The sequence below is a fragment of the Povalibacter uvarum genome, from assembly GCF_014202975.1.
GTDB lineage: Bacteria > Pseudomonadota > Gammaproteobacteria > Steroidobacterales > Steroidobacteraceae > Steroidobacter > Steroidobacter uvarum.
This window is the reverse complement of the sequence record NZ_JACHHZ010000001.1, coordinates 173,609-199,163: the sequence shown is the minus strand read 5'-3', so window position 1 is coordinate 199,163 and position 25,555 is coordinate 173,609. Positions and strand designations below refer to the sequence as shown.

Genomic DNA, 25,555 nt, shown 5'->3' with positions numbered 1-25,555 from the left:
CGCATGATACGCCCGGCCCTGCGCTCGCAACCTGCGTCTTCTTCTTAGGAGGATTCTCGCCGTGCAGCAATCGTAAAGGTTGCCGACGGTGAGGCGCCGGACTCTCAACGGCTCAGCGTCTGCCACCCCCCGTCGACGACCGTTCCATCTGTGCGCACGAACTCCAGGCGATACTCGATCGCATCCGCACCGGTCGGCGCGCTGAACTCGAATGGATGAACTCGGTCCGCGAGCTTGCGCTCCGATCGTCCGTCTTTCAGCGTCGCGCGTACCTCGCGGACATCGCTGTCCGAGGCCGACGTCCACAGGTAGAAGTCCCGCTGCCCTGCGAATGAAAGGAACATCGCGGTCGCGTCGCCGACCGGCGTCTTGTCCGTCCGGAAGCCGTTGCCGCCAGCCCTCGTCTTCTTGCTGGTATCCGCGAAGTAGTCGGCGTGCAGGCGCTTGAACACAGGCAGGTCATCCACCGCGATTGCAGTCAGTCCCTTCGCAGACAGCTGCAGTTTGACGATGCCGTTCACCACTGTCGCCGTACCCGACGGCTTGCCATCGGTCCATACCCGCGCCGAGTAGCTGCGGCCGGGTACGTACGGAACTCGTTCACGGTCGAGTGTGACCGTCACGGACCGGGTCTTCGGGGACTCATTGCTCAACGCGAGATAGAAGCGCCCGTTGCCGTAGCCGGTGAGATAGTTCGCCTGCGGATCGTCGGTGCTGACGATGTGCCGCGGCATCCACAAGTGAACATTCTCTTCACCCATGAACTTGCCCGCTCGATCGCCGTACACTTTGCTGCGCAGATATGCATAGCCCTGCGCGTAGCGCGCGGGAAACAGGATGGCGCCCTTCGATCGGGTCTCGAAGTCCGACATCAGGTAGTCGGTCAGCAGTGCGATGTGCGGCCAGACGTGGTTGTAGTAGATCTCGTTGTAGTTGAGCTGCGCGAACGGACGATTCTGGAAGTCCTGGCGGGCGTAGACATTCGAGAACCTGACGTTGATGTCGTAGCCCGGATAGGTCTTGTAGCGACCGACGATGGCCGACCGCGCGGCATCGTGCAGGAACGTGTCATTCGTCGCCGCAGCAATGCGCAATTCGTAGGCAGCCTGATGCGCGAGGAAGACGCCCGGATTCAGGTGATACGTCGTCTGCGCTTCCGGTGTGAGTCCGATCTGCGAGACCTGCCATGCCGGCAGCGCAACCTCCGGGGTCGGGATGCCCTTGTCATCAGGTTTCGCAGTAAACAGCCCGACAGGAGCGATGCCGCCACGATCGACCGTGACGTCACCTTGCGGAATCTTCGGGAAATACCACGCGTAGCTTGCGTAGCTGCGAGCGCCCGCGCGGGCAGCGGCGAGATAGCGCGGCTCGTTCGTCTCCTGCCACAGCTCGAACAACTCGACGAAGCGTGGTGCGAAGTCCGACCAGAACTGTCCGCCCTTGTCGAGATGCACATCGCTGAAGTCGCGCTGCGGAGTGTCGATGCGTGCCTTGATGTACGCATCCGCAAGGGTGCGTGCTTTCGCGAGGCGCGCCGCATCCCCAGTGAGCCTGTACAGGGCGAGTTCATCCCAGAACGTCGCGCCATCACTCACCATCAGCAGATTCAACCGACGCGGCTTGCCGGCGAGCTCCAGCGCGTAGTGACGGAAGACCGGCGTCTGCCCGTGCGACATCTGATAGAGCTCGGCGAGTTCGGAAACTTCCGCAGCCGGGCCCTTCATGTCGCGTGCGGCGTTCTGACCCGCTTCTTCCGGCAGCGCGTTGTAGAGGTACTTCGTGCGCGACATCAGGAATTCGGTGATCGGCAGCGCACGCAGGCGATATATCTCCGGATCGTCCTGAATCAGCGCGAGCGCCAGCGGATGCAGCGCGGAGACGACTTTCACCGTTCCCTTGACATCGGTGTTGTAGTCGAACCCCCTGAGATCCGCGTTCCAGCCCGAATGCGCATCGTCCATCGCAAAGTCGACCATGCCGTCGATCGTCGCGTTGAGGGACTGATCGACGTTCTGACGGATGTCGGCGAATCCGAAGAGAGTCCGTGCGACTTCGGCGAACGCATCATTCACATCGCCGGCGACGATCACGGGCCGGACCGCGAACGTCGCACTCTGCCCTGCTGCGAACTTCGAATCCGTCTGGCCGAGCAGCGGCGCGAACGCCGATGGCTGCGCTTCGCCTTTGAGATTGCGCAGCACGACACCGAATCGCGCATTCGCGATCGTCGGCAGACGATACGGGCTTTCGCGCGGATCGACGCTGAGGCCGTAGGTCATCTTGTCGCGGGTCACCAGCGTCAGCGGCAAGCCGCCCATGCTTTCTGCCGTCATCAAGGGCGCGCGCGGAAAGCGCTTCTCCTGCCAGATCAAGGGCTGGAGGAACGCGTCGTCGGCCGACGGATCACTCGCTGGCGCGCCTGTGTACCCGACCGTGTACCAGCCAGGCTTGCGGGCCGTGAATCTCCATGAAATACGCGGCGACTCGCCGGAGACAGGACGGACTTCAGCGTCCAGCGTGAAGTTCGGATCAGATGCGAAGGTCCATGCAACACCACCGCCATCGAGCGGGCGACTGCTGGTCGCGCGAATGCTCGTCACCACGCCCGCGTCATAGACAACGTCAGTGAAGCCGTTGCCGCTCGCGGCGCGCCACCTCGGCAACGGATAGTTCTCGACGTTCACGCCTTCGAGGCTTTCACCCGGCGTCGAAGCGAAGTGCGACAAGCCCAGCTGCGGATCCGCATCGGCGCGGATCACGGTAAAGACAGGTTCAAACGTTGCGCGTTTGTCGTCGCGCTCGATAGTGACGGCATTGGCGGAGGAAGAGCTGATCCGATAGGACGGCGCCTGTTGTGCGCTGGCTGCGAATGCGGTGAGGGACAGCAGGACGCAGGAGAGACCGCGAGTCCGGTTCTTCATTCTTCAACCTCGACGAAAGTCAGATGAGCGGGACGCGGATCAGACCGCGTGACGAAGCAGCGCTTTGGCGTCCAGCCCAATACCCAGGCCTGCGCCGGCCGGAGCAAACAGATAACCATCCTTCACTTCCGCAGGCGTCGCCGCAATCGACGCGCCAATCGGGTTCTTGCCGATCCAGTATTCGCACACGATGCTGTTCGGCATGGCGACCGCGAGATGCGCGCTGGCCGCCACATGCACAGCAGAGCCGATGCTGACGTGCGGCTGGAACGCGAGCCCGAAGCAATCCGCCAGCTCGGCGATGCGCCGGCATTCCGTGATACCACCGGCGCGACACACGTCGGGCTGCACGATGTCGATCGCGCGATTGCGGATCAGCTCCACGGTTTCATGCCGCGTCATGATCGAATCGAGAGCGATGGGAATCGACAGCCGTTGTGCCAGCTCGGCGTAGCCTTCGACGTCCTCGGGCGGAATCGGCATCTCGAAGAAGCCGACACCGAGCTCCTGCATTGCCTCGCCGATCAGCATCGCATCGGCCCGCGAGTAGACGCCGGCCGCGTCGGCGTAGATCGTGAAGTCGTCACCCAGCGCATCGCGGATCGCACGGATAGTGCGCAGATCCCCTCGCACTCCGCGACCGATCGCCATCTTCACGCCTGTGTATCCGTCCTTGCGCAGCCCGCGCGCCTCATCGACAAGCCCTGTGACCGCCTCGTCCGGCGCTTCGATCGGCAGCGAGGGAATGCCGGACGCATAGACGCGCACGCTTTCGCGCATCTTCCCACCAAGCAGCGTGGAGATCGGCGCATTCGCAGCCTGCCCTGCCAGATCCCAGAGCGCGATGTCGACGCCTGCAATCGCTTCTATATAGAAGCCGGCTCGATGGCCGCGCACGCGCATCCCCGCGTACATGCGCTCCCAAAGCACTAGAACGTCGCGCGGATCCGCACCGATGAGAATGTCTTTGAGCAGCAGGTCGATGATCTTTGCCGTGGCCTGCGGCGCAACCGGCGCCTTGGCTTCACCCCAGCCGACATGGCCACTGTCGGTTTCGATGCGCACGATGACAGTATCGATCGTCTTCGAGTAGACGAAGCGGCGGCGCAGCGGAACCGGATACTCAGTCGACAGCTCCGCCTGACCGGCGGCCCGAACCGAACCCCAGGCGCGACTGCCCCAGTAGCCGCGGCTATCGATCGGCTCCGCCTGGATGGGGAACGCTTCGACCTTCACGATCTTCATGCAGCCTCCTGACAAAGCGCCAGCAAGAGAGGGCCCTGGCCCCAGGGAAATGTGCCGAAGGGTCGCGTCGCGTAGACGTGTCGCGCACCCACCGGCGTGGCATCGCTCACCAACGCGAGCGTCCCATCAGGGGCGATCTGCGAATGCATCGCTGCGCGGGCTTTGCGCTCCATCTCGATGTAACGAGTCGCATCGAGCACGCCGTGTTTGCTGCCTTCGCGAAGCGCATAGGCCGCCATCGTCGCGAGCGTCGATTCCTGGTAGGTCGCAGGATCGTCGATCACCGTGTGCCACAGGCCACTCGGGCACTGCGTAAGTGCGAGCGCGTCACAGAGCGCCAGCGTTCGTTGATGCAACTCTGGCCACGCAACGTGAGTCCGTGGGAGCAACGCGAGCGTGTCGACGAGCCCCATCAATGCCCAGCCATTGCCTCGTGCCCACAGTTCGCCGTTCCTTCCGCAATCACGCTCGAAGCCGTGAAACAGCAATCCGCTGTCGGCTTGCAGTGTTCGCGCATAGCCGAGCAACTCGCTCACGGCCTGATCGAAGTAGTGTTCCTCACCCGTCTCGCGCGCGAGTGCCGCTAGAAACGGGCCATCGACGTCCATGCAATCGACCCAGATCTGCCAGCGCCAGCCGGACGTATCACCACGGTGATAGCGGATGCCGTTCGGTCCACTCGGAAAGCCCGCATTCAGCGCCGCGAGTTTGCGCGCGGCATCGAGGAACTGCGGATCGCCGGTGCGTCGATAGAGTTCGAGCAGCTCCCTACCGGCACCGACGTGATCTTCATTCGTGCGGCCAACGCCGCGCCCCAGCCAGCTTCGTAGTATTCCGTGCACAAAGCCGAGCGGCGCCGCATCACCGAGCAGATCACCGGTGCGAATCAGACCGCGAAGCGCGATCGCTTCGCCGAAGCCCCAGACCCGGTAGTTCCAGCGCATCGCGACATCGGCGACGGCCCGTAGTTCTTCGCGACTCATGCGGCTTCCAGGAGAACTTCGAACAATCCGCCCGAGGCGGGGCGGTCGATCAGCGCCTGCGGACTCAGCCGCATGCGCGAGGTTGTAACAAGGAGTCGATTCGATCCCGCGAAGCACACGCTGCTCACGTGCGGCGCAGGAACCGCGATGCTGCGCAGATAGGCGCCGTCGGCTGCGAGTTGCACCACGCAACTGCCGCCCCACATCGCTACCCAGAACGTTCCATCGGGAGCGATGGTCATTCCGTCGGGCTTGCCCGCCAGACCGAGGAAATCTGAAACGATGATCGGCTCACCCAACGCACCGGCGTTTGCGGGGTAAGCCAGCAAAGTTCGCTCGAGCGTGTCGACGACATACAGCGTGCGGCCATCGGCGGAGAACTTCATGCCGTTCGGGACGCCAAGTCCCCGCGCGACGCGCTGTGGCTGATCCCGCAGCGAAGGTGCGTGAAAGATCGCGCCGCGTGTCGAAAGAATGCCCCGGTGCATCATGCCGACCCACAGGCCGCCGCTCTGATCGACCGTCATGTCATTGAAGCGGCAGCCAGCGTCGATTGCGGCTGCCGGGCCCGCATCGATCTCGCCCGATGCGCCAACCGAGCAGAAGCGATCGTCGAGCGATCCGATCAGTCCGCCATCAGGCCATGCAGCGAGCGACCAGATCGAGGCGGACATCTCGATCGAATCGAGTTCGCCCTGCCATACCGTGAGCAGCCTTCGTGACACCGGATCGGTCCAACGCACCCGGTCGCCCAGCCAGGCCGGGGATTCGCCGATGGTGGCGCCGGCATCGCTGATGAGACGAACCGTTGGCGCGTCAGCCATGACGCGCCCGATGCAGTGCATAGAATCCGCGCACACAGGCCGCGCGGGATTCCACAGGTTCACTCGACACGCCCACGGAGCGCAGCGCACTCGCGTACAGGGCACAGAGCGGACCGTTGCCGACGAGAGGAACGACGCCGTTCACGAGCGTTGGATACACAGCCAGGGCGTCGGCGATCTCTGAACCGATCAGCAGCCCGCGAATGTAAGAGGCAGCATCAGGCTTCGCGAGCAGGCCGCGCATCACCCTTGCACGAGCACCGAAGAGCAGCGTTCCGAGACTCAGTTGACGTGCACGACCGGCGGTGACGCCCGCGTGGAACGCCTCACCGTCTGCAGCGTCGCCCGCCACGATCGAGGCGAGAAGCCCCTTCGCTGTCAGTCGATCGAAAATCTCACCCGACATGCTGGTGAAGAAGTCGAGCACCCGACCGCCCTCCAGGCGTACCCACTTGGTGTGTGTGCCCGGCAGCGCGACCCATCCATCAACGACGCGCAATGCGGCGAGACCCAGCAACTCGATTTCTTCTCCGCGCAGGATGTCCGGCGCACCGTCGAAGCTGCGTCGACAAGTGATGCCGGGCACGATGTGCGCAGGCACATTGCCGATCTGCGTTGAAACTGCCGCTGCCGCCAGATCGGTGCGACCCGCCGGAGCCTGCGCATAGGGCACTTCGATCCAGCCCACGTTCGAACCGATCATGCCGGAAGCGTAAACCGGCCCGGTTCGCGGCCAGCGCGATGTGAGCTCGTCCATCATCGCAGCCATGCCGCTGCGATCGAGCGCAGTGACACCGGCCGGCGCCGAGTATTCGTCGATCGCCCTGCCCTCCGAGGAAATCAGGAAGGCGCGAAAATTCGTACTGCCCCAGTTGATGCCGACAAATGTGTCGGACTCAGCGCCGTGTGACACCGGCACCTCCGTCGATAGCGTAAACCGACCCTGTGATCCATTGCGCACGATCGGAAGCGAGGAACAGCGCAAGATCCGCCACCTCCTCCGCCGTGCCCAGTCGTCCGAGCGGATGCCGCCCGATGTTGCGGACCCGCGCGTCCTCGGCATCCCCACTGCGAGCGAACGAAGCACGCAGTGCCGGCGTATCGATACTCGCCGGTGCAATAGCGTTGATGCGGATGTTGCGGGGCGCGAGTTCGAGCGCGGCCGTCTGCACGAGATTGTTGAGTGCGGCCTTGGTCGCCGCATAAGCCGCGAGACTGGGCGTCGCGAAGCCGGCGTTGATCGACGACAGCACGACGACCGATCCGCCGCGCTCAGTCATCTGGGGAGCACAGAGCTGCAGGAGCCTGGCTGCACCAACAACATTGACATCGTAGAGGTCGAGAAACGTCGAAGGGTGTGTATCGAGCACGCCACCCGGGAAGCTCGCAGCCGCGGCATGAACCAGAATGGTCGGCGCGCCGATCGACGAGACCATTTGCTTCAGCGCATTCTCCAGCGCCTCCGTCGATCGCAGATCCGCACTCAGGTTGAGGTCGCTCGCGAAGCCGGAACTTACGTCCATCCCGGCGACGCGTGCGCCCTCATCCTGGAATCGCCTGACGATCGCCGCACCGATGCCGCTCGCCGCGCCGGTAACCAGCGCGACATGACCGCTCAACTGTTTCAAGGCGTCTCTCCGGCTGTCAGAACTTCAGACTGACGTTCGCCTTGTAGATTCGCCCGAAATACAGGTTGGTACGCAGCGCCTCTTCGACACCATCGTACGTGCGCTGCTTCTCGTCGAGCAGATTCAGCGCCTCGAATCCCAGCGATACGTTCGAAGTCAGATCGTACCGCAGGGTAGCCGACACGTCGGTATACGGACTGTTGTAGATGCCGGTAGCGGCTGCCGAGAGACCGAGCAGGTAGTCGTCGCGCCAGTTGTAGGCGAGTCGTACGCTGACGGGGCCCTTCTCGTAGTAGCCGACGAGATTCACGTTGTTCGGCGACAGGCCGGGCAACGGCAGCGTGCGGCCAGCCACGTCCTTGATCGGCGTGCTGGAATCGATATACGAGTAGCTCGCGATGACACCGAATCCGTCCCATGCGCCCGGGAGGAAGTAGAACGGCAGCTGCACCAGGGCCTCGACGCCCTGCACTTCGGCACCCTCGCCGTTGACCTTGCGGTTGATCAGGTAGTTCACGCCGCCGTAGGTTTCCGGGCTCTGCTGCTGGACGATGAAGGTCGACACATCCTTATAGAAGAGTCCGAGCGAAACCAGCGCCTGGCCGCCGAAGTAGTACTCCGCCGAAAGGTCCACCTGATCCGCCTTGAAGGGATCGAGATCCGGTGCGCCGCCGCTGCCGGTACCGAGGACGGTCTGCACGCCGCCAACGAAAACCGCGTTGTTCGCCAGCGTCACACCGCTGTTGAGATCGACCGTGTTCGGATAGGCGATCACTCGCGCAGCACCGAGGCGGAAGACCAGATCATCGTTCACCTCGAGTTTCGCAACCGCCGATGGAAGCACGTCGGAGTCCGAACGCTCGAAGGTGCTCGGTATCGCACCGCCCGTGGGGGCGATCTGATTGCCGATCGACTCGAGGTCACGCCCCACATAGCGCACGCCAATGTTGCCCGAGAGACCGGAACTGCCGATGTCGGTAGCAAAGTCGAGCTTGGCGTAGCTCTCGGTGAACTGTTCCTTGATCTCGAACGTGCTCGACAGCGCATTCGTGTTGTTGCGCGGATCCAGGCACTGCACGTTCTGGGAAATAGCAGGCACGTCGGTGAATGCCGAGCAACTGCTCACCAGCGAATTCGCGGCGACGAATGAACGCGGCAGACCTGCGAACTCGCCGTCAGCGAAATCCGGGTTGGAATGCAGCGTCAGGTAGCGCGACAGCGAGGTCGCCGGAATACCGCCCGCTGGCCGGATGTCCGCACGCTTTGGATTCTGCTCGGAATCGATCTCGTCGTAGCGAACGCCAGCGCTCACGCCTTTCAGGAAGCCGCCGTCCAGATCGTAAGTCCAATCCGTGCGAACGACCTTGTCTTCGCTCTGCACGTCGTACGTGTTATCGAAGAGGATCGTGTAGCGAAGCTGCGCCGGATCGCTCAGATCGATGCCGCTGATCTGATAGGAGCCGAGATCGCCGGCAGTGAAATCGAAGTTGACCGTCGGGGTGATACCGACGATCGGCTGCAGGCGGAAGTACATCTGATGGGCCGTCGAGGCAGATTCGGTGTAGTCGACCTCGACGCTGCCGCGGAAGCGATCGGTCACATCGAACTTGGCCGTGAGCGCCGAAGACAGGATGTCGGCATCCGTATCGAGGAACTCCGTGTTCGTGAGCACAGGCCCCGTCGCCGTTCCCGACAACAGAATGTTGTTGGGCGAGTACGTTGCATTGCTCAGGCCAGCGGTCGGCGTGAACGACAACCACCAGCGATTGCGATCCGACTCGAGCTTCGAATAGAAGGTGTCGGCGATCAGCTGGACGCTGTCGGTGGCCTGCCATTGCACTACAGCGTTGAGGCCGACGTTCTCGCGGTTCTCGGCGATCTCTTCGGGACGCGCATCGGAGTGACCGAACCGCACCGTGCCGGTGCCGTCGGTGAAGCGCGAGTAGCCCGAGAACGTATCCAGGCCCTGCTGCGACAGATCGCGATTGTTGTACGACGCCGAGACCAGAACGCCGAGCGTGTCGTCAGCGAACTTGTGCGAGGCGAGCACGAAGCCTTCGTAGCCGCCTTCCGAAGCCTGATCGTAGTAGACCCCACCGACCTTGGCGCCGAGACGATCCGGACCGTCGAGCGGCATCGGTGTCTGCACGTCGACGATGCCGCCCAGCGCACCGGCGATCTGGTCCGAGCTTGCGAGTTTCGTGAGCTCCAGACGTGCGATCAGTTCAGAAGGAACCAGTGACAGCAATCCGTATGTGGAGCTGCCCAGCGTGTCGAGGCCTGCACCGCCGCGTCCCGTCGGATCGATGATCTGGCGGCCATTGAACAGGTAGACGTTCTGGCGCAGGCCGCGCACCGAAACGCTGCTGCCTTCGGCGATACCGCGATCGACCTGCACGCCCGAAACGCGGGCAAGTGATTCGGCCACGTTGCGATCGGGGAGCTTGCCGATGTCATCGGCCACGATGGCGTCGACGAACTGCGTGGCTTCGCGCTTGATGTCGCGAGCCTTGTTGAGACTTTCGCGAATACCAGTGACGACCACCTCTTCAACGCCCGAGCCCTCGGAGCCGGCGCTGACATTCTCGGAGGCGCTCTGCGCATGAGCGACGCCGGCAAGCAGCACCGCCGGACTCAAAATCGAGTACGCCACGCTTGAGAAAAAACGATTCGGCAGGTTCTTCTTCACGATCAATTCCCCCGGTTTGCTCAATGCGCTGCTCGGATGCGACGTGTTCCGGCAGTGTCGATGATGTGATACTAATATAGCAACGACAATGACAAAGCAATAGTCGGGAGATGAGGGTCTTTCATGACAACCAGGGCGCAGAAGCGCTGCCCGCAGCATATTTTCAGCCTTTCCAGCTGGATAGACGATGCCGCATCGCGCCCTGGGTCAGCATTGACATCTTCCCTCCCGGCGATGCATCTTGCACATATAGCAACACTTGGCCGCGAAGCGCGGCGTTCCAGGAGCATTCGAGCATGGCGACTCTGAGCGGCGTTCTGCCGATCCTTCCCACCATCTTCACGACGTCGGGAGCGATCGACGAAGCCGGCACGCGGCGGGTGGTCGACTACATCATCGGCGCAGGCGCACGCGGCATCGTGTTTCCCGGCCTGGCCAGCGAATACGACACACTCACTCGCGATGAGCGCCTGCACCTGACCCAGCTGCTCGGCGGATGGATCGGCGGTCGCGTGCCTTTCGTCGTCGGCGCAAGCGCTGCGTCGACAGATGACGCCATCGCATACGCTGCGGCTGGAGCGAAAGCCGGCGCAGCCGCTTCGATGATCCTCACACCGAAGACATTCGCGGATGACCCCGCCGGCATGCGTGATTTCTATCGCGCCGTGCATGACGGCTCCGGTATCGACATCATGCTGCAGAACGCGCCGGCCCCGATGGGCATCGGTTTGTCGCTGGAGAAAGTCGCCGAGCTGGCCAAGGCCGTGGACGGCATTCGCTACGTGAAAGAAGAAGCACCGCCCTCGGGACAGCGCATCACCCGCCTCTCTGAACTGGCCGGCGATTCACTGCGCGCCGTATTCGGCGGTGCTGGCGCACGCTACGTCATCGACGAATTGCTGCGTGGTGCAAAGGGAACGATGCCGGCGTGCGAAATCACCGAGCTGCACGTCGCCATGTTCGATCGATTCGAACGCGGCGATGAGGCAGGCGCACGCGATCTTTTCGAGCGCACATTGCCGCTGCTCAACATGCAGGCGATCTTCCGGTGGCGCCTCACGAAAGCCGTTCTTCAGCGCCGCGGATTGATCGAAAGCACTTTCGTACGCGCTCCGGGACCGGAGTTCGATCGTTACGACTGGATGGAATTCAATGCACTCGTTGCGCGGCTGGATGACCTGATGCCCCTCGAGGCTGCTGCGTGAGCCGCGTCGCTTCCATCGAAACGTTCATCGTCACGCTGCCGCGTGACACGCCGTATCTCGGCCCACTGGCTGCGGGCGAGCACATCAACACGCGCGGTTACGTCGTAAGGCGTGGGAACGGAACGATCTACCCGACGGTCGATCGTTCGATCGTCGTGCGCGTGACTGCGGACGATGGAACGATCGGCTGGGGCGAGACCTACGGCATCTGCGCGCCGCGCGCGACTTGCGAAATCATCAATGACCTGCTCGCTCCGGTAACGCTCGGTGCAAATCCTGCGGATGTGGAAAGCATCTGGGATGAGCTGTACGGACTGATGCGCGTGCGAGGCTGCAGCGGCGGCTTCCATGTGGATGCGATTGCGGCAATCGACATCGCGCTATGGGATCTCCATGGCAAGCAGCGCGGTCTGCCGATCCGCGACCTGCTCGGCCCGACGGCGAACAAGACAGTTCCCGGCTATCTCTCCGGCCTGCCGGCTGCCACGCTCGATGAACGCGTCGCACTGGCCGTCGCGAAACACGCAGAAGGTCATCGCGCATTCAAGTTCGCCGCCGTCGTGAGTCACGAGGGCATCGTGGCTGAAATGGCGGCCTTGCGCCGAGCGCTCGGCGCCGACGCGCAGATCATGATCGACATGCACTGGAAATTTTCGGCAGCGGAAGCGCTCGAACTGATTGAAGCGCTGAGACCCTATCGGCCGTTCTTCATCGAGGCGCCTGTCAAGCCGGAAGACCACGCAGGGCTCGCCCGGATCGGGCGCGAAAGCTCACTGCCGGTCGCTGCAGGCGAAGAGTGGTACACCGCCTACGAGGCGGCCAACCGCCTTGCGGCCGGTCCGATCGCCTTCCTGCAGCCGGAAATGGGACACACCGGCATCACCCAGTTTCAGCGCATCGCCCGGCTGGGCGCCGGCCACAAGGCCGCGATCGCGCCGCATGCGACGATCGGCACCGGACTATTCCTTGCAGCGAGCCTGCAAGTCTCGGCAACATTGCCTCACCTGTGGAAGCATGAATGGCAGCACTCCGTGTTCGAGCGGAACCTGGCTCTGCTCGACAGCGACATGAGCTACGCCGGCGGTGCCTACGTGCTGCCGACAGGTCCCGGTCTGGGCGCGGCTCCGAACGCGCGGCTCTGGGACTTCGCCGAGCGCATCACGTGACAACAACTCGAATCAACGCATCGCCGCCCACGGACGACCGCTGACATGCGACCCAAACTCAACGCACAGCCGAACAAGAGCCTGATCGATGGTATCGCCACGCTGCAGGCGCTCGCGACCTCGCCCGATCCCGTCGGCTGTCGCGAACTGGCGCGGCGCCTCAACATCGATTCGGTGAAGGTCAATCGGCTCCTGAAGACGCTCGCGTACCTCGGCATCGCGCGCCAGACGGCCGATCGCAAATACACCGCTGGCCCCGGCATGCATGTGCTGGCGGCGCAGAGCTTGTTCGCATCCGGCCTGATTCGCAACGCCCTGCCCGTCCTCGAAAACCTGCGCCGCTTCGGCCATACAGTCGCACTCGGCGTGCTCTGGCAGGACAACGTCAGCTATCTGTTTCACGCACCGCCGGGTCTCGAAGCTTCGCGAGGTCTCGGTCGTATCGGTCTGCTTCCTGCCACGACCAGCGGCATCGGCATCGTACTGCTCTCCGAATACGACGATGCCGACATACGCGAGCTGTACCAGGGCCGTGACATCCCCATGTTCCCCGAAGGCATCGAACAGTTGCTCGCGAAGCTCGCCGAAGTCCGTCGGCTGGGCTACGCGCGCGTGCATGTCGCCGACGATCGTGATCATCACATCGTCGCGCTATCGACCGGCGATCCTGCGCATGCAGGCGTTGCGATGTCGGGCTGGATTCCTGAGGCCGCTACCGCGCCTCTGATCGAAGCACTGCGCGCAGCGGCAACAGAGATCGGCGGGTAGAGATGCAGGAGCCTTTGACTGCGGCGTCACCTTCCGAAGCCACCCACTCCGGCAGACTTCGCTGGGCGATCCTCGCGCTGCTCTTTGCAGCGACCGTTCTCAACTACGTCGATCGGCAGACGCTGTCCATCCTCGCATCTCAGGTGCAGAAGGATCTCGGCATCGACGATGCGGGCTATGCGCGCATCGTGCAGTACTTCCTGATTGCGTACGCCATCTCATACATCGGCGCAGGCTGGGTCACCGACAAGCTCGGCGCAAAGTGGACGCTCGCGCTGTTTCTCGGCTGGTGGTCGCTGGCGAACATGGCGACCGGCTGGGTGCGCAACGCCGCGCAACTGGGCTTCGCGAGACTCATGCTCGGAATCGGCGAACCCGGTGTCTACACAGCCGGTCCGAAAGCCGTCGCTGAGCACTTCCCGTCCGAGCAACGCGGCTTCGCCATCGGCATCTATACAGCTGGCGCAATGGTCGGCGCCACCATTGCGCCGCCGCTCATCGCCTTCCTGGCCCTGCAATACGGCTGGCGCGCTGCTTTCATCATCACCGGCGCTGCGGGATTCGTGTGGCTCGCGATCTGGCTGGTCGTTTATCGCTCGCCAGATGGCGCAGAGCCCGCGCGAACGAAGGAGCCGATCCGATGGGGTCCGATCCTGCGCGATCGCAGCGTCTGGGGCCTGGCCACGGCGCGGCTGATCGCGGACCCTGTCTGGTACTTCTACCTTTTCTGGTTCCCGAAGTATCTGACCGATGAGCGCGGCATGGGACTGATCCAGGTCGCAAGCCTTGCATGGATCGTGTATCTCGCGGCTGATGTCGGCAGCATCGGCGGCGGCTGGTTTTCCGGTCGGTTGATCCGCTCCGGCATCGCCCCGCAACGCAGCCGGATCATCGCGATGGCCTGTGCGGCCGCGCTCGCACCGTTCGGCATGGCGATTGCACTCAATCTCCACATCGGTCCGACGCTCGCGATCGCCGCGCTCGTTGCATTCGCGCACCTGGTCTTCCAGATCAACATCGGTGCGCTGGTCGTCGACCGATATCCGATGAGCCACGTCGCGACGGTATTTGGTCTCATCGCGGCCGGCAGCGCACTTGGCGGATTTGCTTCGACTCACGTGGTTGGTCAGCTCGCGAGCACCGGCAACTACGATCGCGTGTTCCTGCTGATGGGCGCGCTGCATCCCGTCGCCTGGTTCATCGCCTGGATCTCGACGCGGAGCAGACAGTGACTCACGTTGCCGCTTTCGATGCAGCGTTCAAGCGCTGCCCGCTCATCGCGATCCTTCGCGGCGCAAGACCCGATGAAGTCGTCGCCATTGGTGAGTCGCTGGTCGACGCGGGCTTCAGCATCATCGAAGTGCCATTGAACTCGCCTGATCCGCTCGAAAGCATCTCGCGGCTTGCATCGGCCTTCGCTGGCCGCGCTGTGATTGGCGCGGGCACGGTTCTGTCGGTGGAGCAGGTATCGCAAGTCGCTGCAGCGGGTGGCACGCTGATCATCTCGCCAAACACGAATCTGCAGGTTATTGCTGCCGCATCTCGAGCTGGATTGGTATCGCTGCCTGGCATCGCCACGCCGAGCGAAGCGTTTGCAGCACTCGATGCCGGCGCTACTGCACTGAAGCTGTTTCCGGCGGAGGCCTTTCAACCTGCGGTTGTGAACGCCTTGCGCGCAGTGCTCCCTCGCGGCACGCGATTGATTCCCGTAGGCGGCATCACACCAGAGAATCTCGCGCCCTGGGTCAAAGCCCAGGCAGCCGGCTTCGGCCTCGGATCTGCGCTGTACTCCACGGGCCTCAACGCCTCGGAAGTGGGCATGGGAGCGCAGAAGTTCGTGGCTGCACTGCGAGCGGCTCACGACACCTGAGCCCGGCCGCACCTCGCGGCCACATATAGATATAGGAGACGGCCGACCATCGCCGTCCGGGGCGACTCGATGCAGCCGTCCAGCTAAACCGCCGGACGTGGCCGGCGACCCCATTCCTGTGCAGAATCAGTCCGATGAAACTCCGGGCATCTCCTGCCTTCCGGATGGGCCTGTCGATCGCGGTGGCGACCGGCCTCTACGGCATTTCCTTCGGTGCGCTCAGCGTCGCTTCCGGACTCACCGTCTGGCAGACGATCGCATTGAGCGTCCTCATGTTCACAGGCGGATCGCAGTTCGCATTCATTGGGGTCATCGGTGGTGGTGGCACGGGTTCAGCGGCATTCGGAGCCGCCGCTTTGCTCGGCGTGCGTAACGTAGTCTACGGGATGCAGATCAATCGCATGCTCAGCCCGCGTGGCTGGCGGCGACTGACTGCCGCGCAAATCACAATCGATGAATCGACCGCGACAGCGGCAGCACAGGCCGATGCCGACGAGCAGCGACGCGGCTTCTGGGCGGCGGGTGCTGGCATCTACATTCTGTGGAATCTATTCACGGCACTCGGGGCGGTGCTCGGAGATGCGATGGGCGACCCGAAACGCTGGGGTCTCGATGGTGCCGCGGTCGCCGCATTCCTGGGCTTGCTGTGGCCGCGACTTCGCGGGCGGGAGCCGGTCGCGATCGCCGTCGCTTGTGCCGTAGTGACAGTGGCAGTCGTACCGCTCACGGCGCCCGGAGTTCCGATTCTCATCGCTGCTGTTGTAGCCGCAGTCTGGGGATGGTTGCGACACGAACCGAGAGCGCAACTCGCGGCCGGTTCGGAGGAGCGCTCGTAATGTCGTTATGGGGATGGATTCTTCTGGCGAGTTTCGTGGCCTACGTCACGAAGTTCTCTGGCTATCTCGTTCCCGCGCATCTGCTGCAGAACGAGCGCATGAACTATGTCGCCGCGACGCTGACGATCGGTCTGCTCGCATCACTTACTGCGATGAATGCGTTCAGCGCCGGGCAGACATTGGCACTCGATGCGCGTGCGGGATCGTTGATTGTCGCGGCTGTTGCGCTGGCGCTGCGAGCGCCATTTCTTGGAGTCGTGATTGTCGGCGCGGTGACTGCGGCGGCGCTCAGAGCCGCGGGCGTCGCGCAGTAACCGGCCCGCCCCGCGCTGCCGTCATTCCCGCGGCTCCGTCATTCGAGCGGCTCCGTCATTCGAGCGGCTCCGTCATCCCCGCGAAAGCGGGAATCCATCTTGCGAAAGGCATGGATTCCGCGTGCGCAGGAATGACATTCACTGCGCGAGTACGACGAGCGGCTTCCCTTTCTCGACAATGTACGTCGCGAGCTCTGAACCCTTCGTGCTCCCGACGTTCCTCGCTCCGTGCTTCACGCCAGCCGGGATGAACAGGACTTCGCCTGCCTTCACGGTGATCTTGCCCTTCCCCTCGACCTCGTACTCCCACACGCCTTCCAGCACATAGATGATCTCTTCACCCGGATGCGAATGCAGAGGGAACGTCACTCCCGGGTCCAGGTCGACTCGCACCTGGATCATCTCGCGGCCCGGGGTGCTGAGATCGTGGCGTTGCAGCTCGGTGCGCTTGATGCCCGGTTGCTGCGCCACTGCAGTGATCAATCCGGCACTGCCCGCGAGGACGAGGACCGAAGCCGGAATGATTCGAGAGATTTTCATGGAGATCTCCGCGCGCGCGTTTGAACGGATTCGCTAACCGAACGGCGCATCGATTGACGTCGACGGAAGCGTGAACCACTTCGGCCCCTGCTCCGTCATGTAGAAGTGATCCTCCAGCCGGACGCCGAAGCGGCCGGGTATGACGATCATCGGTTCATTCGAGAAGCACATTCCGGGAGCGAGCGGCGTGCGATCGCCGCGCACCAGGTAAGCCGGTTCATGAATGCTGAGTCCTATTCCGTGGCCCGTACGATGCGGCAAGCCCGGCAATTGGTAGTCCGGACCGAGGCCCGCACGAGTGAGCAACTCACGGGCAGCAGCATCGACAGCCTGGCATTCGACGCCCAGCTGGGCGCTCGCAAACGCCATTGCCTGGGCCGCGTGTTCGAGATCCCAGATTCGGCGCTGTTCGTCGGTCGCTTTGCCGAACACATACGTGCGTGTGATATCGGAGTTGTAGCCTTCAACGCTGCAGCCCGTGTCGATCAGGACAACGTCGCCTTCGCGCAATCGCTGTTCGCCCGGCAGGCCGTGCGGATACGCAGTCCCTTCACCGAACTGCACGATGCAGAAACTGCTGCCGGCAGTGCCGAGCGCGCGATGCGCGTCATCGATGAAGCGGCGCACTTCTCCGGTCGAGATGCCGGGTGCCAGAACCCGCGCTGCCCGGCGATGTACTTCGAGCGTGAGGTTCTTCGCATGCTGCATGAGCGCCAATTCCGCGTGCGACTTGTACATGCGGCAACCGTTTACGACCGGCGACGCATCCTGAAGCCGCAATGCCGGTGCCGCGGCGCAGAGCCGGCCAACCATTTCGAAGGGAAACGCAGGGTCGACTGCAACAACCGTCGAATGCCAGGCGCGCAATGAGGACGCGACGAGCGTGAATGGATTCTCGTCCTCTTCCCACAACTGGATGTCCGCCTCGATCTCGAGCACGGCTTCGAGCGAACCCTTCTCGAAGCCGGGACAAACGAACACAGGCTTGCCATTGACCGGCAGGATCATCGCAACGAGACGCTCGCTGGCGCCCCAGGGAACACCGGCGAAGTACCGCAGGCTCGCGCCTGCACCGATGAGCAATGCATCCGCGCCGGAGTCGCGTGTCAGGCGTCGTGCTCGTTCGAGCCGGCGCAGGCGTTCATCGGCACTGATCGCCGGCGGCGCGGCACGATTGACCTTGATGTCAGCCAGCTCGGCTGCGACTGTCGATCCGCCGATACTCATGATTCGTCTCCCAATCTTTCGCGTAGTGTCAGTCGTCAGCTCATCCGAAACGATCGGGCGAATACGCATGCGAATCGATGAACGGCGCACGTTCCATCGCAAGATCGGCGATCAAGCGCCCGGTCGCCGGCGCAAGCGTCATGCCCAGCATGTTGTGGCCGGCTGCGATCAATGCATTACCCAGCTGTCGCGGCCTGCCGATGATCGGCAAGCTGTCCCACGTCATCGGACGCCACCCCGTCCAGCGCTGGCGCGGCGACCGGTCAACGGGCATTTCGATGTAGTCCGCTGCCGCGCCGATCAACTGGTTCACGCGCCATTCTGGAATCGAGCCGTCATAGCCCGCGAATTCCATGATCGACCCGAGGCGCACGCTTTGAGCGAACGGTGTCGCCACGATGTTGCGCTCAGGGAAAAGCACGGGCAACGATGGCGTGTTGACGGGGCGATCGACCAGAACAGAGTAACCCTTGCCAGGCTCGATCGGGATGTTCACGCCCAGCCACTGCTTGAGTTGCGGGCTCCACGAGCCGAGTGCGAACACATATTGATCCGCCGTCAGGTCGCCTTTGGAGGTTGCGACTGACTTGATGCGAGGGCCGGCGACGGAAATGCCCTGCAGGGCCGTGTTCTCCAGCACCGTCACGCCGTCAGCCTTCAATTGCGCGAGCCAGCTGCTCGTCAACTGATCTGGTTGAACGAAGGCGTCACCGCGAAAGAGCACTCCACCGCGTACGTGCGGCGATATGCCTGGAGTCAGCTTGTTGATTGCAGCTGCGTCCAGCAGCTCGGCTCCGACGCCCAGCTCACGCTGCAGCACCACCTCGGAAGCTTCGTACTCCTGCAGCGCGTGCTCCGAACGGAATACGCAAAGCGTGCCGCCTTCGCGCCAGGTTGCAGCGATCCGTGGATACGAGAGGAGCCCACGATACTCAGCCATCGAAGCATCGAGAATGCGCTGCAGATTCAGCGTGGACTGTCTCGCCTGTTCAGCGGTGCAGCGTCGAGCGAACTGATACAACCAGCGATACAGCGCCAGTCGCGCCTGAGGCTTGATGCGGAAAGTCGCTTGCTGATCGAACAGCGAGCGCAGCCCCTTCCCCACGGCGCCGGGCATCGTCAGCGGCAGGATATGACTCGGACAGATCAGTCCGCAGTTGCCGAACGAGCAGGCCTGCCCCGGCTCTGCCTGGTCGATCAGCGCGACCTTCAAACCGGCGCGATGCAGATAGTGAGCACACGCAATGCCGACGACGCCGGCCCCGATCACCAGCACTTGATTCGGCGAGGAGCTCACTTGGAAGGGATACCGTTGATGAACGGATCGTTGGGCTGCCGCACGATCGTGCCTTCGGAACAGATGTACGCACGCCCGCGAATGGTGGGCACGACACGCCCTTCTGCATTCAATTGATAGCTCGCCTGGAAACGCCCACCGATGACGCTCTCCTGGGTCCAGATCTCGCCGGGCTTCAGTTCTGCGTGCGCCGCCAGGCAAGCGAGCTTGGCGCTGGTTCCGGTGCCGCACGGCGAACGATCGTATTCGCCACCCGGGCAGAGCACGAAGTTACGACTGTCCGCGCCGCTGTCATCGGCGGCGCAGAATAGCTCGATGTGATCGATCACTCCGCCGTTCGCTCCGGTAATGCCCCGCTCCTCCAGCGCCCGCCGAATCTGCAGGCAAACCTGCGTCAGCTTCGGAATGAGCTCCGGCCGTATCGGCGTGTGCGTCCAGTCCACGAGGAAGAACCAGTTCCCACCCCAGCCGATGTCGCCCCGCAGTGGCGGATAGCCGTCGATCGCAATCGTGACTCCCGCCTGGTGTACGTAGCTCGGGACATTCTGCAGCGATGCTTCGTTCGGTCCGAGCATCTCGAGTGACACGACGCCTACTGGCGTTTCGAGTTTGAGCTGCGAGCCTTTCACCCGATCGAGATACGCCAGCGTCACAGCGACGCCGATGGAGCCGTGTCCGCACATGCCGAGAAAGCCAGCATTGTTGAAGAAGATGACGCCGGCGTCGCAGCTCGGATCCGTGGGCGGACACAGCAACGCGCCGACCAACGCCTCTGACCCTCTCGGCTCGAGGATCAATGCCCTGCGGACATCGTCGAAGTCACGCGCGAAGCGGTCCAGTTGCTGCCTGAGGCTACCGCCGCCAAGGTCGGGGCCACCCGAGATCACCACTCGGGTCGGTTCACCCTCGGTGTGCGAGTCAATGAAGCGCATCGTGCATCCTCACGCCTTGCGTGCCGGCCATTCCTTCCACCAGGTCTGGAAGCGATTCCAGGCATCCTCTACAAACGCCTTCTGCGTGGGACTCAATCGATCCTCGGCGTTGATGTGCCGGGTGTACTCGGGATTGCCCGCAAGCACCATCAGATGCTTGTAATAGAGCACCAGGTCCGTTCCTTCATCGAATTTCGACAGCACGCTCAGCGCCTGATCGAGCTCCGCCGCGTGCCGGTATGCCTGCACACTCCCCTTCGCCGCTTCGACGCAGAGTTCGATCAGCCGCAGGACCTGCAGCGGCAGCGCATTGCCGACACCAGTGATCGCACCCTTGGCTCCGCACCGCACGTAGCCGTGCACGACCTGCGTGTCGACGCCCACCATCAGCGTCAGCGTTGGATCACCGCTGGTAATGTGCTCCGCGGCGTAGGTCAGCGAAGCACCGCCGCCGAACTCCTTGAAACCCACGAGGTTCGAGTGCTCGCGACGCAGATCGAAGAACAGCTCGCGGCGCGTCTCGAAGCCGTAATAAGGACTGTTGTAAATGACTGCCGGCAATCCCTCCGCCGCCGTCAACACGCGTGCGAAATGCCCACGCTGAGCATCCGGCGAAATTCCCCGAGACAGCAGACGAGGAATGACCATGAGCCCCTGCGCACCGCACTTGCGCGCATGCGCTGCGAATGATGCGGCACGCGCGGTGCTCTGCGCTCCCGTCCCAACGATGACCGGCACACCCTTCGCCACGAGTGCTTCGACGCCGAGTTTGCGCTGTTCGTCGGTGAGCAGCGGCCAGTCACCCATCGAGCCGCAGTAGACGACTGCGCGCATTCCAAGATCGACCAGCTCCCTCCCCTTGGCGGCAAGCGCGTCATAGTCGGGCTCACCCGAAGCAGTGACCGGGGTCATCAGGGCCGGAATGCATCCGGAGAACAACGGTGTGGATTGCTGCATGGGCGCGGGAGAGGAGTAGGTGTGGGGAGACGTCAGGCCGCGATAATAGGAGTAACCCGCCGGCCCCGTCTTGCCAATCGGTGAACCCGCCACTGAAGTTTTGGCATAATTTTGCCGTGGACGCCGCCCCCAAAATCGCCTCGTTTCTCAGCCATCTGCGCGATCCTTTCACGGCGGCTGCGCTGTTCGACCACCTGCCGGACATCGTCTATTTCATCAAGGACGCTGGCGGTCGCTACCTGGAAGTCAACGAGACCCTCGTGCAGCGTTGCGGCTGTACCAGCAAGAGCGATGTCATCGGCCGTACACCGCTTGAACTGTTCGGCACCGACCTCGGTGATCACTATGAAAAGCAGGACCGCACGGTCCTGGTTCGAGGACGCTCGCTCGTGAACCTTCTGGAGCTGCACATGTACGACACCCGGCACGTAGGCTGGTGTCTCACGACGAAGCTGCCGCTGTACGACAAGCGCAACGCCATCATCGGTCTCGTCGGCGTGTCCCAGGATCTGAAGATGCCGGACGTCAGCTCCGAGGACTTTCAGCGCATCGCATCAGCGATCGAGGTGGCGCAGGAAAATCTCTCCGCATCAGCCACAGTGGCGAGCATGGCGGCAACCGCCGACATGTCGCCGTATCAACTGGATCGCCGGATGAAGCGCGTGTTCGGAATCTCGACGGGTGAGTGGCTGCTCAAGACGCGGCTGAGTGCCGCACGCGATCGGCTCGTGGAAACCGACTTGCCCATCGCAACCATCGCGCTCGAAGTCGGCTATGCCGATCAAAGCTCCTTCGCACGGCAGTTCCGGCAGACCGTGGGTTTGCCGCCGCTGCAGTTTCGCAAGCTGGCGGGGCGGGACTAGACGGTAAGTTACGCGCTGTTACTTCCGCACAACGCGGTCTGCCGTGATCCTTCCCCGGTGTCGTATACGTTCCCAGGGAGACACCGATGAACAAGATGAGCAGCCTGGCTCTGTTTGCCCTCGCAGTCGCCGTTCCGGCGTTGTCGGCAGACGCGCCCGCGACCAAGCCTGCCGCCGCGCCGACCACAGAGCAGGTGCTGGAGCAGTTTCGCACCGACATGCAGGCCACTGCGGCCGATGTCATGGCGAAGGGACTGACCCTCAGCGGCGATCAGGCCGCCAAGTTCTGGCCGATGTTCGATGCGTTCCAGAAGGAGCAGAAGGCGATCATCGACGAGCAGCTCAAGGCCGCGATGGCGTATCGCGAACACTTCGCATCGCTCAACGATGCCGACGCAACCGCGTACATCAATTCGCTGCTCGATCGCGATCAGAAGATCCATGACCTGCGGGCCAAGTACCTCAAGAAGTTCCAGGAGGTCGTGCCGACGAGGATCGCCGCCCGCGCCATCCAGATCGACCGCCGGCTGGGCCTGGTCAGCCAGGTGAAGATTTCGTCACAAATCCCGCTGATCCGCTGAGCGGCCGGAAGCGCCCGGGGCGTCCAATCACCAAGGGTTGGACGTCTCCAGGCTCACGTGCGGTCCGACTCCCGCCTCGCCAGCGCGCTGATGTACGCGCCGAACTCCTGATCCTCCCCTTCGAGCAGGGTCGGCAAGAGATCACGGAAGTCTTCGCGTCGGCACCACTCACGCATGTAGTCCTCCCACGATGCCCATCGACGCGCCTGTCGTGCGGACATGTTCGGCTCGTACAGCAGGATGTATGCGCGCTCGAGAAGTGAGATCAGCATCCTGAAGATGATGAGTTGAACCTCGCGCTGCTCGGCGGAGAGCTCCGGACTCTTCAGGGCCGAGAAGAGGCGCAGGTCCGGATGCTCCAGCGCGACTTTGAGGAAGTCCTGGTAGTTGTCCGAAAGGAGCTGGTAGACCTCCTCTTCTTCGTTGTTGCGTTCCTTCCGCTGTTCGTAGAGGAAGACCGCGATCGCCACCGGCAGACCGATCGCCGTGACGATGTAGCTCGTCAGTTCGAATGCTTCGATCAACGACATTTTCGATGCCTCCCTGCGCGGCATTGTCGTCGACGGCGTCGCTTAGCCAAGACCGTATTACTGCCGATGGTTCGGCGGGCTGGCGTCGCCTTTCGCCACCCGCTTTCCGGATGTCCGTTGACGAAGCACCATGCCCTACTGTCGGACAGTTTCCCTTAAACGATATGGTTTGCTATCGTTGCCGAAAAGCACCTGCGTCACACTTTGTGCCTTGAAAGCAACATCATCCGTCCCCTGATTGCAGTCGGTTGACCGGTGGAGTATCAACGCCGGCGCGGTGGGGAAATCAACGAACAACGGCAGCTCAGCTTCGATGCTCTCAAGCCTGTCCCGATTGATTGATGTGATGTCCGCAATGGCGGACTCATCGCGCGAGCGCACGGCAGCGGATCGTCGCTTGGAGCGCATCGTGCGCGCATCGTGGCTGGGCGCTGTGTTGTTTATGTGCAGCGCAGCTTCGCTCGCTGCCGAGGGCGACAAACTGTTCGCATCCTGCATCGCCTGTCATGGCAGCAAAGGCGAAGGAAACGCGGCGCTGAATGCACCGGCGATCGCCGGCCAGGATGCAGCTTACGTCGAGCGCCAGTTGCTGAACTTCCGCAATCGCCGGCGCGGCACGCACAAGTCCGATGTCTTTGGCGCGCAGATGCAGGCTGCCGCGACGGTCCTTCCCGACGATACAGCGGTCGCAAAGGTCGCGAGCTACGTCGCCAGTCTTCCGAAGAACGTCATTGCCAAGCCCGCCACGGGCAATCTTCACAACGGCAAGAACCTGTACAACGGCAAGTGCGGTGCCTGTCACGGCGGAGTCGCCGAGGGCAACCAGGCGCTGAAGTCGCCGCGACTCGCGGGCCTCGATGCGACCTATCTCAAGCTGCAGTTCGCGCACTTCCGCGATGGCGTGCGCGGCACCGATCCACAGGATACGCCCGGCCGTCAGATGGCGATGATGGCGAAGACGCTGCCGGCGGAACGCGATATCGACGACATCATCGCGTTCATTCACCAACAGGGCCGGCCGAAATGATTCGCGCGCTCGCGTTGGTCATCGCGGCCATGGGGACCGCTGGCGCAACCGGGCCGGCACCGACCGACTTCACGCTCAACACGAATTGCCCGCCGGGATTCGAAAAGACGGGCGGCGTGTGCGAGCTTCGCACCCTTTACCAGTTCTACGACTCGCTCGAGAATCGCGGCCTCGGCGGCACGCGCACCTCCCTACCGCCGCATCGCGACGGCTTCACGCCGAATCAGATCGACCTCGGCCGCTATCTCTTCTTCGATCCGGTGATGTCCGGCGATCGCACGCTCTCCTGCGCGAGCTGCCACGATCCTGCGCGCGGCCTGTCCGACGGACGCCCGCGATCGATTGGCATTCATGGCGAGGACGCGGGTCGCGCAGCGCCAACGTTGTGGAATGTGGCCTTCCTGAAGCGCTTCTTCTGGGATGCACGCGCGGACTCGCTGGAAGCGCAGGCATCCGGCCCGCTCTACTCGCCCAAGGAGATGGGCAACACGCCGGATCAATTGCTCAAGAGCCTGAACGACAACGCGACGTATCGTCGGCTGTTCAAGGAAGCGTTCCCCCAGCAGCGCGGCCCGATCGCCGAGCAACAGGTTTTCACGGCGCTCACCGCTTTCCAGACTTCGCTCGTCTCGCTCAACAGTCGATACGACCGCTACGTTCACGGATACGACGCCGCACTCTCCCAGCGCGAGATCGAAGGCCTGAACGTATTCCGCTCGTTCGTCGCGCGTTGCTCCGAGTGCCACACACCTCCGCTGTTCACCAATGAACAGATTGCGGTGATCGGCATGCCCGAGCCTGCCGGCCAGCCGTTCGATGTCGGTGCCGAGGCCATCCTGAACAGCCCGAAACTCAAGGGCGGATTCAAGGTGCCGACCCTGCGCAACATCGCGCGCACCGCGCCTTACTCCCATTCCGGTGCATTCGCCGACCTGCGCGGCGCCGTCGACTTCTACAACAAGGGGCGCGGCAACGCCGTGCCCAAGGGCATGACGCTCTATCTGCATTGGCACATCTCGGATCCGAAGCTGACGGAAGCCGAGGTCGATCGCATCGTGGACTTTCTGGGCGCATTGACGGATGAAACTTTCCTGCCGCAAACGCCGGCACGAGTTCCTTCCGGCCTGCCGCCAACCAAGCGAGGAGAATGAA

The 25,555-nt window shown here is 63.0% G+C and carries 24 protein-coding genes; 11 read left to right on the top strand and 13 right to left on the bottom strand.

The window, feature by feature from the left end:
- Positions 1–104: 104 nt before the first annotated feature.
- From HNQ60_RS00795 to HNQ60_RS00765, 7 genes are read right to left on the bottom strand one after another with little or no spacing between them, the layout of a single operon-like run.
- Positions 105–2,921 (bottom strand): hypothetical protein, encoded by a 2,817-nt coding sequence (locus HNQ60_RS00795; RefSeq protein ID WP_184329120.1) that lies wholly within the window; start codon positions 2,919–2,921, stop codon positions 105–107.
- A 39-nt stretch (positions 2,922–2,960) separates the two neighbouring features.
- Complete coding sequence (locus HNQ60_RS00790; protein WP_184329119.1) at positions 2,961–4,166, bottom strand: mandelate racemase/muconate lactonizing enzyme family protein; 1,206 nt, start codon at positions 4,164–4,166, stop codon at positions 2,961–2,963.
- Positions 4,163–5,149 (bottom strand): glycoside hydrolase family 88 protein, encoded by a 987-nt coding sequence (locus HNQ60_RS00785; RefSeq protein ID WP_184329118.1) that lies wholly within the window; start codon positions 5,147–5,149, stop codon positions 4,163–4,165. Before HNQ60_RS00785 ends, HNQ60_RS00790 begins: the two co-directional genes overlap by 4 nt.
- Positions 5,146–5,973: an SMP-30/gluconolactonase/LRE family protein gene (locus tag HNQ60_RS00780; RefSeq protein ID WP_184329117.1), complete on the bottom strand. Its 828-nt coding sequence runs from the start codon at positions 5,971–5,973 to the stop codon at positions 5,146–5,148. The genes HNQ60_RS00785 and HNQ60_RS00780 overlap by 4 nt, the downstream gene beginning before the upstream one ends.
- Entirely contained in the window at positions 5,966–6,886 is a 921-nt protein-coding gene (locus HNQ60_RS00775) for a 2-dehydro-3-deoxygalactonokinase (RefSeq protein ID WP_184329116.1), read from the bottom strand. Before HNQ60_RS00775 ends, HNQ60_RS00780 begins: the two co-directional genes overlap by 8 nt.
- The gene (locus HNQ60_RS00770) at positions 6,870–7,601 is read right to left on the bottom strand and encodes an SDR family NAD(P)-dependent oxidoreductase (RefSeq protein WP_184329115.1); all 732 of its coding nucleotides are present in this window, start codon (positions 7,599–7,601) and stop codon (positions 6,870–6,872) included. The genes HNQ60_RS00775 and HNQ60_RS00770 overlap by 17 nt, the downstream gene beginning before the upstream one ends.
- A gap of 16 nt (positions 7,602–7,617) precedes the next feature.
- Positions 7,618–10,290, bottom strand: a complete 2,673-nt coding sequence (locus HNQ60_RS00765) for a TonB-dependent receptor (RefSeq protein ID WP_184329114.1) — start codon at positions 10,288–10,290, stop codon at positions 7,618–7,620.
- A gap of 296 nt (positions 10,291–10,586) precedes the next feature.
- Here HNQ60_RS00765 and HNQ60_RS00760 point away from each other — a divergent pair, with 296 nt between their 5' ends.
- The 7 genes from HNQ60_RS00760 (at position 10,587) to HNQ60_RS00730 (ending at position 16,449) form a co-directional block, all read left to right on the top strand.
- On the top strand, positions 10,587–11,495 hold the full coding sequence (locus HNQ60_RS00760; protein ID WP_184329113.1) for a dihydrodipicolinate synthase family protein: 909 nt from the start codon (positions 10,587–10,589) through the stop codon (positions 11,493–11,495).
- On the top strand, positions 11,492–12,661 hold the full coding sequence (locus HNQ60_RS00755) for a mandelate racemase/muconate lactonizing enzyme family protein (RefSeq protein WP_184329112.1): 1,170 nt from the start codon (positions 11,492–11,494) through the stop codon (positions 12,659–12,661). The genes HNQ60_RS00760 and HNQ60_RS00755 overlap by 4 nt, the downstream gene beginning before the upstream one ends.
- A gap of 45 nt (positions 12,662–12,706) precedes the next feature.
- Positions 12,707–13,429: an IclR family transcriptional regulator gene (locus HNQ60_RS00750; RefSeq protein WP_184329111.1), complete on the top strand. Its 723-nt coding sequence runs from the start codon at positions 12,707–12,709 to the stop codon at positions 13,427–13,429.
- Positions 13,430–13,431: 2 nt separating this feature from the next.
- A complete protein-coding gene (locus tag HNQ60_RS00745) occupies positions 13,432–14,661 on the top strand; it encodes an MFS transporter (protein ID WP_184329110.1) in 1,230 nt (409 codons plus the stop codon).
- The gene (locus HNQ60_RS00740; protein WP_184329109.1) at positions 14,658–15,299 is read left to right on the top strand and encodes a 2-dehydro-3-deoxy-6-phosphogalactonate aldolase; all 642 of its coding nucleotides are present in this window, start codon (positions 14,658–14,660) and stop codon (positions 15,297–15,299) included. Before HNQ60_RS00745 ends, HNQ60_RS00740 begins: the two co-directional genes overlap by 4 nt.
- A gap of 134 nt (positions 15,300–15,433) precedes the next feature.
- The gene (locus tag HNQ60_RS00735) at positions 15,434–16,135 is read left to right on the top strand and encodes an AzlC family ABC transporter permease (RefSeq protein WP_184329108.1); all 702 of its coding nucleotides are present in this window, start codon (positions 15,434–15,436) and stop codon (positions 16,133–16,135) included.
- Complete coding sequence (locus HNQ60_RS00730) at positions 16,135–16,449, top strand: AzlD domain-containing protein (protein WP_184329107.1); 315 nt, start codon at positions 16,135–16,137, stop codon at positions 16,447–16,449. The genes HNQ60_RS00735 and HNQ60_RS00730 overlap by 1 nt, the downstream gene beginning before the upstream one ends.
- A gap of 138 nt (positions 16,450–16,587) precedes the next feature.
- Here HNQ60_RS00730 and HNQ60_RS00725 read toward each other — a convergent pair whose 3' ends face one another.
- Genes HNQ60_RS00725 through HNQ60_RS00705 form a run of 5 tightly spaced genes read right to left on the bottom strand, consistent with a single transcriptional unit; the run spans position 16,588 to position 21,357 of the window.
- The gene (locus HNQ60_RS00725; RefSeq protein ID WP_184329106.1) at positions 16,588–16,989 is read right to left on the bottom strand and encodes a cupin domain-containing protein; all 402 of its coding nucleotides are present in this window, start codon (positions 16,987–16,989) and stop codon (positions 16,588–16,590) included.
- Between the two features lie 33 nt (positions 16,990–17,022).
- Positions 17,023–18,216 carry a M24 family metallopeptidase gene (locus HNQ60_RS00720; RefSeq protein WP_184329105.1) on the bottom strand — a complete coding sequence of 398 codons (1,194 nt, stop codon included), beginning with the start codon at positions 18,214–18,216 and terminating at the stop codon, positions 17,023–17,025.
- Positions 18,217–18,256: 40 nt separating this feature from the next.
- Complete coding sequence (locus tag HNQ60_RS00715) at positions 18,257–19,513, bottom strand: NAD(P)/FAD-dependent oxidoreductase (protein ID WP_184329104.1); 1,257 nt, start codon at positions 19,511–19,513, stop codon at positions 18,257–18,259.
- Positions 19,510–20,445, bottom strand: a complete 936-nt coding sequence (locus tag HNQ60_RS00710) for a proline racemase family protein (protein WP_184329103.1) — start codon at positions 20,443–20,445, stop codon at positions 19,510–19,512. Before HNQ60_RS00710 ends, HNQ60_RS00715 begins: the two co-directional genes overlap by 4 nt.
- Positions 20,446–20,454: 9 nt before the next feature.
- Entirely contained in the window at positions 20,455–21,357 is a 903-nt protein-coding gene (locus HNQ60_RS00705) for a dihydrodipicolinate synthase family protein (RefSeq protein WP_221303952.1), read from the bottom strand.
- A gap of 161 nt (positions 21,358–21,518) precedes the next feature.
- Between HNQ60_RS00705 and HNQ60_RS00700 the strand changes: the two genes are divergently transcribed.
- Together HNQ60_RS00700 and HNQ60_RS00695 are read left to right on the top strand one after the other, a co-directional pair.
- Positions 21,519–22,265, top strand: a complete 747-nt coding sequence (locus HNQ60_RS00700; RefSeq protein ID WP_221303951.1) for an AraC family transcriptional regulator — start codon at positions 21,519–21,521, stop codon at positions 22,263–22,265.
- Positions 22,266–22,351: 86 nt separating this feature from the next.
- A complete protein-coding gene (locus HNQ60_RS00695; protein WP_184329101.1) occupies positions 22,352–22,846 on the top strand; it encodes a hypothetical protein in 495 nt (164 codons plus the stop codon).
- 53 nt (positions 22,847–22,899) lie between these two features.
- Here HNQ60_RS00695 and HNQ60_RS00690 read toward each other — a convergent pair whose 3' ends face one another.
- Positions 22,900–23,376 carry a hypothetical protein gene (locus HNQ60_RS00690; RefSeq protein WP_184329100.1) on the bottom strand — a complete coding sequence of 159 codons (477 nt, stop codon included), beginning with the start codon at positions 23,374–23,376 and terminating at the stop codon, positions 22,900–22,902.
- A gap of 355 nt (positions 23,377–23,731) precedes the next feature.
- Between HNQ60_RS00690 and HNQ60_RS00685 the strand changes: the two genes are divergently transcribed.
- Positions 23,732–24,403 carry a c-type cytochrome gene (locus HNQ60_RS00685; protein ID WP_184329099.1) on the top strand — a complete coding sequence of 224 codons (672 nt, stop codon included), beginning with the start codon at positions 23,732–23,734 and terminating at the stop codon, positions 24,401–24,403.
- Positions 24,400–25,554, top strand: a complete 1,155-nt coding sequence (locus HNQ60_RS00680; protein WP_184329098.1) for a cytochrome-c peroxidase — start codon at positions 24,400–24,402, stop codon at positions 25,552–25,554. The genes HNQ60_RS00685 and HNQ60_RS00680 overlap by 4 nt, the downstream gene beginning before the upstream one ends.
- Position 25,555 lies beyond the last annotated feature (1 nt).